The organism is uncultured Salinicola sp. (assembly GCF_937921195.1).
Classification (GTDB): Bacteria; Pseudomonadota; Gammaproteobacteria; order Pseudomonadales; family Halomonadaceae; genus Salinicola.
The window spans coordinates 1-8,574 of the sequence record NZ_CALFQK010000128.1 but is presented as its reverse complement, the minus strand read 5'-3'; the positions used below and the strand labels follow the sequence as shown (position 1 = coordinate 8,574).

5 protein-coding genes are annotated in these 8,574 nt (G+C 66.6%); 2 read left to right on the top strand and 3 right to left on the bottom strand.

Going from position 1 to position 8,574, the window contains the following annotated elements; translation table 11 throughout:
• The 3 genes from Q0602_RS14665 to Q0602_RS14655 all read right to left on the bottom strand — a co-directional run.
• A partial coding sequence (locus Q0602_RS14665; protein ID WP_298844842.1) for a monovalent cation/H+ antiporter subunit D occupies positions 1-1,192 on the bottom strand: 1,192 nt, incomplete at its 3' end.
• Entirely contained in the window at positions 1,189-1,539 is a 351-nt protein-coding gene (locus tag Q0602_RS14660; protein WP_295036134.1) for a Na+/H+ antiporter subunit C, read from the bottom strand. The genes Q0602_RS14660 and Q0602_RS14665, both read right to left, overlap by 4 nt.
• Positions 1,539-4,343 carry a monovalent cation/H+ antiporter subunit A gene (locus Q0602_RS14655; RefSeq protein ID WP_295036133.1) on the bottom strand — a complete coding sequence of 935 codons (2,805 nt, stop codon included), beginning with the start codon at positions 4,341-4,343 and terminating at the stop codon, positions 1,539-1,541. The genes Q0602_RS14660 and Q0602_RS14655 overlap by 1 nt, the downstream gene beginning before the upstream one ends.
• A gap of 750 nt (positions 4,344-5,093) precedes the next feature.
• Between Q0602_RS14655 and Q0602_RS14650 the strand changes: the two genes are divergently transcribed.
• Together Q0602_RS14650 and flhF are read left to right on the top strand one after the other, a co-directional pair.
• Positions 5,094-6,452 carry a lytic murein transglycosylase gene (locus Q0602_RS14650; RefSeq protein WP_298844837.1) on the top strand — a complete coding sequence of 453 codons (1,359 nt, stop codon included), beginning with the start codon at positions 5,094-5,096 and terminating at the stop codon, positions 6,450-6,452.
• Between the two features lie 235 nt (positions 6,453-6,687).
• Positions 6,688-8,574 (top strand): flagellar biosynthesis protein FlhF (gene flhF / locus Q0602_RS14645; RefSeq protein ID WP_298844834.1); only part of this gene is annotated, 1,887 nt, incomplete at its 3' end.

Sequence of the window (8,574 nt, the reverse complement as noted above, 5' to 3'; positions counted from 1 at the left end):
TGCCGATGGCGCCCGAGAGTGGCGGCAGGCCGATCACCGTGACCGCGCCGACGAAGTAGAACAGCCCCAGCAGGGCCGGTTGGGTTACACCGCGGCCGGGAACGATCCGCGCGCCGGCCTTGCCGCGCTGCTCGCCGATCGCGTCGGCTAGCAGGAACAGCCCGCCGCTGACCAGGGTGGTGTGGATCATGTAGTAGAGCAGGGCGGCGAGAGGCGCTTCGCGATTCATGCTGACCCCGACCAGCAGGGTGCCGACGGAAATCAGGATCAGATAGGCCACCTGATTGCGCAGGTCGCGGGCCGACAGGACGCCCAGGCCACCGAGTGCGAGTGTCGCCAACGCGAACCACCACAGCCAGGGCTGAACGAAGTTGGCCAGCTCGCCGGCACCGCCGCCGAAGATCAGCGTGTAGACCCGCAGGATGGCGTAGATCCCCACCTTGGTCATGATCGCGAACAGCGCCGCCACCGGCGCCGGGGCACTGCTGTAGGCCCGCGGCAGCCAGAAGTAGAGCGGCAGGATCGCGGCCTTGAGACCGAACACCACCAGCAGCAGGAAGGCGCCCGCCTTGATCAGGCCGAGCTGGTCGGGATCGAGCGCGGCGACCTTCTGCGACATGTCCGCCATGTTGAGCGTCCCGGTGGTGCCGTAGAGCACGCCGAGAGCGATCAGGAACATCGCCGAGCCTGCCAGGTTCAGCGCCACGTAGTGGAAGCCGGCCTGGGTGCGGTCCTTGCCGCCGCCATGCATCAGCAGCGAGTAGGAGGCGATCAGCAGCACTTCGAAGAACACGAACAGGTTGAAGATGTCCCCGGTCAGGAAGGCCCCGTTGATCCCCATCAGCTGCAGCTGGAACAGGCCGTGGAAGTTGCTGCCCTTGCGGTCGTCGCCGGCGCAGGCATAGGCGACGCTGCCTAGGGCCAGAAAGGCGGTCAGGCAGACCATCAGCGCCGAGAGTCGATCGAGCACCAGCACGATACCGAAGGGCGGCTGCCAGTCGCCCAGCGCGTAGTAGGTGATCTCGCCGCTGTCGCTCTGGATCACCAGCGCGGCGCTGATCACCAGCAGTGCCGCCGTGCTGGTCAAGGCGATCGCCCGGCGAGGCAGCAAGATCGAGTCTCGCTTGACCAGCATCGCGAGCCCGCTCAACAGCGGCAGGAGGATCGGAAGCACGATCAGGTGATGCATCATGACTTCTCCTCCTTCGGCTCTTCGCCGCGCTGGTCGTTGACCTGGTCGCTGCCCTGGTCGCCGCGCACGCGCATCGCCAGGATCACCGAGAACGCCGTCATGGCGAAGCCGATCACGATGGCGGTCAGGACCAGGGCCTGGGGGAGCGGATCGGCGTAGTCATTGACGCCGTCGCGGATGACCGCCGCGCCGTTGGTGGTGAGCCCGCCGGTGGAGAACAGGAACAGGTTGACCGCGTAGGAGAGCAGGGTCAGTCCCACGACCACGGGGAAGGTGCGGCCCCGCAGTGCCAGGTAGAGACCGCTGGCGGCCAGGAAACCGGTTACGGTGGCGTAGAGCGCTTCCATCAGACGGTCTCCTTTTCGTTCTCTTTGCTGGGCCGGTGTCGCGTGGTCAGTTTGCCCAGGTTGGCCAGAATCATCAGTGTGGCGCCGACGACCGTCAGGTAGACCCCGAGATCGAACAGCATCGCTGTGGCCAGCTCGATCTCGCCGATGTAAGGGATCGAGAAATGGCCGAAGGCGGAGGTCAGGAAGTTGTGGCCGAACAGCCAACTGCCGAGGCCGGTCAGGGTGGCGATGGCGACGCCCGTCACCGCGATCGGCTGGTACTGGAAGGAGAGGCGCTGCTGGGCCCAGTCCACGCCCCGGGCGATGTAGAGGAGGATCAGTGCCACCGCCGTCACCAGGCCGGCGATGAAGCCGCCGCCGGGTTCGTTGTGGCCCCGCAGGAAGATGAATACCGACACCAGCAGCGCCAGCGGCAGCAGGCTTTGCGACACGGTCGCCAGCAGCATGGGGTGCAGATCCCGGGACCAGGGGCGGCCTTCGCTGTCGCTCGATGGCATGAACAGGCGCAGGCGATTGAGCAGCTTGTAGATGCCGATGGCGGCGATGCAGAGCACGGTGATCTCGCCCAGCGTATCGAATCCGCGGAAGTCGACCAGGATGACGTTGACCACGTTGTGCCCGCCACCGCCGCTGACGCTGTTGTCGAGAAAGAAGCCGGAGATGCTGTCCAGCGGCCGGGTCAACAGGGCGTAGTTGAGACTCGCCACCACGCCACCGAAACCGGCCGCCAGCAGCACGTCCCTCACCACGCGCGCGCCGCTGGACTCCTTGGGCGTGCGCTGGGGCAGGAAGAACAGCGCCAGCATCAGCAGAATGACGGTCACCACCTCGACCGCCAGCTGCGTCAGCGCCAGGTCCGGTGCCGAGAAGCGGGCGAATGCCAGCGATACCATCAGCCCCACCACCGACAGCATCATCAGCGAGACCAGCCGGCGGCGGTGGAGAACGGCGGTCCCCAGGCCCGCCAGGATGGTGATGCCGGCGCCGGCGAGCAGCAGGCCGTCGAGCGGCTGCGGCTGGCGCGAGCCCTGCAGCTGATCGAGATCCAGCAGTCCGCTGCCGGTGAGGAACAGCACCGCCACGATCAGCCACAGCATGTAGCGCTGCAGCGAGCCGTTCTCGAGCCGGTCGATGGTGACCTGGGTCCACTGCAGCAGGCGCCGCACGCTGTGCTCGAAGATCATCAGCGCGTTGCGCTGGGGGAACTGGCGCTGAAAGCTGAACAGGTTGCGGCGCACGGCATAGATGCCGACACCGCCGGCCAGCGCGATGGCGCTCATCAGCAGCGGCAGGTTGAAGCCGTGCCAGATCGACAGATGAAGCTCCGGCCTCGGCGCCAGGATCGTGACCCGGGCGGCGGCATCGAGCAGCCCGGAAACCATCACCGCCGGTATCAGCCCGATGACGATGCACAGGCCGACCAGTATCAGCATGGGCAGGCGCATCCAAAACGGTGCTTCATGCGGCGTCTTGGGAAGCTCCTTCGCCTCCGGGCCGAAGAACACATTCCGAATCAGACGCAGCGAATAGGCCACCGAGAGCACGCTGCCGAGCGTCGCCAGGACCGGGATCAGCCAGGCCAGGCCGCCCAGCAGGCCGCTCTCCAGGGTCTCGGTCAGCATCATCTCCTTGGAGATGAAGCCGTTGAGCAGGGGCACGCCCGCCATCGAGGCTGCGGCCAGGCCCGCCAGCGCCGCCGTCATCGGCATGCTGCGGCGCAGCCCGCTCAGCTTGCGGATGTCCCGCGTGCCGGTCTCGTGATCGATGATCCCGGAGGACATGAACAGCGCCGCCTTGAACGTGGCGTGGTTGATGATGTGGAAGAGCCCCGCCACCACGGCCAGCTTGCTGTCCAGCCCGAACAGCATGGTGATCAGGCCCAGGTGGCTCACGGTGGAGAACGCCAGCACGCCCTTGAGGTCGTACTTGAGCAGGGCGAAATAGGCGGCGTAGATCATCGTCACCAGCCCGGTGAGGGTGACGATGTAGAGCCATAGCTGGGAACCGGCCAGCGCCGGGTGCAGGCGGGCGAGCAGGAAGACGCCCGCCTTGACCATGGTGGCGGAGTGCAGGAACGCCGAAACCGGTGTCGGTGCGGCCATCGCATGCGGAAGCCAGAAGTGGAAAGGGAACTGCGCCGACTTGGTGAACGCGCCGAGCAGCACCAGCAGCAGCGCCGGCAGATAGCGCGGGTCGGCCTGGATCAGCTCGCGGCTGTCGAGCACCGTCTGCATGTCGTAGGTGCCGACGATATGGCCGATCAGCAGGAAGCCGGCCAGCATCGCCAACCCGCCCATGCCGGTGACCGCCAGTGCCATGCGCGCGCCGCGACGTGCCTCGCTCTGCTGATACCAGTAGCCGATCAGCAAGAACGACGACAGGCTGGTCAACTCCCAGAACACCCACAGCAACAACAGGTTGTCGGCCATCACGATGCCGATCATGGAGGTCATGAACAGCATCAGGTAGGCGTAGAAGCGCGGCATGCTGTCTTCGGGCGCCAAGTAGTAGCGGGCGTAGAGAATGATCAGCAGCCCGATACCCAGAATCAACAGCAGGAACAGCAGCGAGAGGCCGTCGAGCCGGAATGCCAGATCGAGGCCCAGTTGCGGCACCCAGCTCATGCTGGAGTGGTAGACCTCGCCCGCCACCACGCCCGGGGCATGGGCGATCACGATGCCCAGCGCGATCGCGGGAAGCAGGGCGGTGGACCAGGCATTGAGGTTGCGTTGCCGGTTACTGCTCAGCAACGGTACGAGGCTGCCCAGTAGCGGCAGCAGAACGATCAGCGGCAGTGACATGAAGTTGTCGCTCTATTCTTGGATCAGGGAGGCCCGTTTCTCGATCTGCCTCATGGCGGCAGCCGGTCGGCTCGAGCTTCGGTTCGCGCCGTCGCGATCGATCCGCGACCCCATCTCGCCTCAGTGTAAGCGATGTTGCCAGTCACACGAGGCGTGCGTCTTGGGGCGTGGTCGACGTCGGGGCGATGATGGCCTTTCTCCGCGCAAGACGAAGCGGTAGCCGTCTACGGACAAGTGGCGATGGCGATACCCATGATGCCATGGGGTAGCTGTCGCCGGATCAGAGGCGCTGGGGCGGATCGGTCAGGTAAGGACGACGAACGCCGCGAGGTGCCAGCATCCAGGCGGGGGTCTGGCTCCGAAGTGCGATCGTGCCAGCAATGGATGGCAGAGTCTGGGCACCGATACGAGTCGGGGCACCAATACGACAGGTCGCGCATGTCAGCGAAAGCTGGCTAGGCATGTGGCCCGGCATGGTGTCTCTCCTCCCTTCAGTAAACGCCTGGTCATGGTTCGCTGAGCGCGAAATTATTGAAAGTATTAATAAATTATGGAAACCGAATGGTGGCGTTGGTCCGACTTTACCACGCCGATATACACCTAGCCATAGGTTGCGATGGATGGCGGCTGCCCCGGCGCGGGTCGCTACCCCGGACGACGGGATACGCTACACTGCGGTGCAATCCGCCAGCGCAACCGCGTCGGCATCCAGCCTCTCCTGGAACCACCTCAGCATAAGGATGTGCCCCCGTGAAGCGTTCACTACCGCTCAAGGCCCCCGCCACACTCTCGCTCTGCCTCTCACTGGCGCTACTGGGATGCCAGAGCGTCGCCGATACCCATACCGCGTCGAAAAGTCGCGCCGGCGAAACGATCTCCTCCACCGCTCCCCGGGAGACGACGTCCAGCGCGTCCGACGCCCGGACGGCGACCGAGGAGACTACTGCAGATTCCAGCGCTGCCGCGGATGCCGGGATCGCGCAGGATCCGGCCGGATTCGATGCCTGGGTCGATGAGTTCCGGCAGCGGGCGGCCGCCGAAGGCATCGATCAGGCGACGCTGGCGCAAGCGTTCGATCGGGTCAGTTACCAGCCCCGCATTCTCGAGTACGACCGCTCCCAGCCCGAGTTCACCCGCCAGATCTGGAGCTATCTCGACAGCGCCGTCTCGGCGTCGCGCGTCTCCAATGGTCGCGAGCGCCTTGCCGCCAACCGGGCCACGGTGGAGGAGGTCACCCGGCAATATGGCGTCCCCGGGGAGATCATCGTTGCCATCTGGGGGATCGAGAGCAACTACGGCAGCAACTTCGGCGACTTCGAAACCATCGATGCGCTCTCGACGCTGGGCTTCGACGGCCGCCGTCAGTCGTTTGCGCGTGGCGAGCTGATGGCCGCGCTCAAGATACTGCAGAACGGCGATATCGACCGGGATCACATGCGGGGCTCCTGGGCCGGGGCGATGGGTCATACCCAGTTCATCCCGAGCAGCTTTCTGGCCTACGCGGTTGACGAGGACGGCGATGGCCGCCGGGATATCTGGGGCAGCATTCCCGACGTGATGGGCTCGACGGCCAACTACCTGGATGCTTCCGGCTGGCAGCGCGGACAACCCTGGGGCGTCGAGGTCACTTTGCCGGACGGCTTCGATTACTCCCAGACCGAGCTGTCGGTGCGCCACGCGACCCAGGCATGGCAGGCGCAGGGCGTGAAGCGTCTCGACGGCCAGCCTCTGCCCAACTTCGACCAGGCCTCGGTGATCGCCCCCGCGGGGGCCCGGGGGCCGGCGTTTCTGGTCGGCCACAACTTCCGCGTGATCATGCGCTACAACGCCTCGACCAGCTACGCGCTGGCCGTCGCCACGCTGTCGGACCGGCTGGCCGGACGACCGGGAATCCAGGGCGAGTGGCCACGGGACGAGCCGGCGCTATCGCGTGATCGCATCCGTCGCATGCAGCAGGGCCTCAACGACCACGGTTTCGATGTCGGCACACCGGATGGCCTGGTCGGCCCCAACACCCGCGCCGGACTGCGGGCCTACCAGCGCAGCATTGGCGTCACTCCCGACGGCTATCCGACCCAGTCCCTGATCCAGCGGCTGACCAACGGCTGACCCCACCTCGACGCGATGCGGGAACCTTCCCGCATCGCGCATCCGCCGGTTGCCATCCTCTCCTCGACGGATCGCCACCGCGCGTCGCTTCCCTATCGCCCAGCCTCGGAATTGGCACCGTTTTGACCGCCATTCCCGGCCATGCCCGGCCTCCGGTGACTGGCAGACTATGGCCGCGAATCTTCAGCGGCGGTCAGCGACTCCTGGCGGACTGCCCCGAACCATCGAGGAAGTCATGGGCGTCCAACGTTTCATAGCCAGTAACAGCCGCGAGGCCATGCGTCAGGTGAGGTCGGCACTGGGGGATGAGGTGCTGATCCTCTCCAACCGTGCGGTCGAAGGGGGTGTCGAAATCATCGCCATGCCGGAGCAGGCGCATGAGCAGGCGCTGGCCGGTCTCGACCCGTCGGCGGCGCAGGCGAGTCCCGCGGCGGCGGCCATGCCGGAGCCCGCCGCCACGCCCACGGTGGAGACGCTCGAGGCGCTCAACCGCCGCTTGCTGGATGACGTGCGTGCGCTGCTGCATGACAACGCCGCTTCCTCGCGGGCCGGTTCGCCATCGCTGACGGCCTCGTTGCATCGCCGCCTGATCCAGGCGGGGTTCAGCGCATCGCTGGCCGACGATCTCCTTCAGGATCCGCCGGAAGAGCTGCGCGACGAGCCCCCCGAATCTCCCGCCGTGGAGGCCTGGCTGCTGCGCCAGCTGCGCTCGCGGCTGACATGGCTGGAGGACGAGGACGCGCTGTTCGCCGATGGCGGAGTGTTCGCGCTGGTCGGTCCCACCGGTGTCGGCAAGACCACCACCACGGCGAAACTGGCCTCTCGCTACGTGATGCGCCACGGGCCCAAGGAGGTGGCACTGGTGACCACGGACAGCTATCGAATCGGCGCCGCGGAGCAGTTGCGAATCTACGCCAGGCTGCTGGGCACCGAGGTTCACGCGCTCGAGGAGGATGGCGATCTGGGGGAGCTGGTCGCCAGACTGACGCAACCGCGTCGCGCCTTGCTGTCACGCAGCGCGGGGAAGAAATTGACGGTGATCGATACCGTCGGCATGAGTCAGCGCGACCAGCGGTTGGTGGGGGAGATCGCACGCCTGGCCGAAGGGCCCGCACCGGCGAGACGCGTGCTCGTGCTCAACGCCGCCAGCCACGGCGATACCCTGGCGCAGGTCATCGAAGCCTGGCAGCAGGCGTCGCTGGATGCCGGGGAGCCGCTGTGGGGCTGCATCCTGACCAAGCTCGACGAAGCGGCGCGCCTGGGCAGCGTGCTCGATGTGGTCATGCGCCATCGTCTCAAGCTCTGCTATGTGTCCCGGGGGCAGCGCGTGCCGGAAGATCTCGAGCGGGTGGAGGCCGACGCGCTGCTCACCGAAGCGCTGTCGCTGGCGGGAAATTCGCCCTTCGACGAGCTTCGGGAAACGGAAGCGCTACCCCTGCCGCGGGCCCGCCAGCAGGCGCTCTCCCGCGGTGTGCTGCGCCAGGGCGGCGCGCTGGAGACGACACTCGGCACCTTGAGACAGCACAATCTGGGCATGGCGCTGCTCGAACAGGTCTGGCATCGCGCCAATCGCGTCGGGGCCGCCTCCGGCGATTTCGCGCGACTCATGGACGACATGACGCAGCAGCGGCTGGTGGCCTCCAGCCGCACCTCCCATGCGCTGTACTGGTCCAAGAGTGGCAATGTCAGCGGTGTCGACCGGGCGATGCCGCTGGTCTCGCTGGACCATCACGGCATGCCGCAGCCGCTGGCCTGGCCACGCCATCGGCTGCCGGCCGGCCAGCGCGGGCAGCTGGAGTGGGCGCGACCGCTCGGCGTCGGCTGGCACCTGTTCGCGCAGCTGCCGGATGTCCCGGAGCTGGAAGGTCTCGATAGCCAGGGGCAGGGCTGGTTGGCGTCGGTCACGGGAAATCGCCGCCTGCGTCACGCTGGCGAATGGCTGGCGCTATCGCAGGCGATGGCGTTGGGCGAAAGCGTCGGCAAGTGGACGGTGCGTCACCAGGGCCGCGCGGCGGATCTCCATGTGACGCGACTGGAGACGAGCATCAGCCAGCGCCGGCAGGATCATCACGCTCTGCCGGTCGTCGCCTGGCATGGAGAAGTTCGCGACCGCGACGACGGC